At 33.3% G+C, this 848-nt stretch carries 1 protein-coding gene; it reads right to left on the minus strand.

Translation table 11 applies throughout. The annotated features are described in order from the left end of the window. The coding region (locus tag B3J44_RS02905; protein WP_286965664.1) for a nucleoside phosphorylase at positions 1-842 on the minus strand (842 nt) is incomplete at its 3' end. Positions 843-848: the final 6 nt, after the last annotated feature.

Genomic DNA, 848 nt, shown 5'->3' on the forward strand with positions numbered 1-848 from the left:
TAAGCAATCAATTCATCTACAGCTTTGTACGGATCTTCACTAAAAGTTCCGCTAGCACGATTTGCAATAATAGCGTTAAGAGATAATGCATTGTGTCCTAATAGCGCAGAAAGACCATAGATTGCTGCTGTTTCCATTTCTAAATTAGTGATTTTAGTTTCATTAAAACTAAAATTATCCATTTTATTATTCAATTCTTCGTCTTGAATATTCAAACGTAAAACCCTTCCTTGCGGACCGTAGAATCCACCGGCTGTTGCGGTAATGCCTTTGAAAATTCGATCTGATTCGATTAATTTTTCTAATTTTTCAGAACATTGTGTAACATAAGGTTTCCCTTTTTTAGGATCCCAATTGGTATGTTTTACAAATGCATCTTCAATTTCTGTAATAGAAACATCATCAATTAGATAGGAGCGAAGCATATTGTCTAATCCTAAGCCGAACTTTGACATCACGAAACTGTCTACAGGAATATCTTCCTGCAAAGAACCTGACGTTCCTATTCTGATAATATTTAAAGAAGTTAATTTTTCTTTTGGCTGACGCGTTTTTAAATCAATATTTACTAAAGCGTCTAATTCGTTTAATACAATATCAATATTATCAGGGCCAATTCCTGTAGAAACTACAGAGATTCTTTTTCCCTTGTAAATACCGGTTTGAGTCTTAAATTCTCTTTTTTGAGCCGAATGTTCGATTGAATCGAAAAATTGAGTGATTTTTTCAACTCTGTTTTGATCACCAACAAAAATAATGTCGTGTGCTATATGTTCTGGACGAAGGTTTAAGTGGTAAACACTTCCGTCTGGATTTAATATCAATTCTGAAGATTGTATCATTTTTTT

Source organism: Flavobacterium sp. UBA4854 (assembly GCF_002399805.1).
GTDB lineage: Bacteria > Bacteroidota > Bacteroidia > Flavobacteriales > Flavobacteriaceae > Flavobacterium > Flavobacterium ginsengisoli.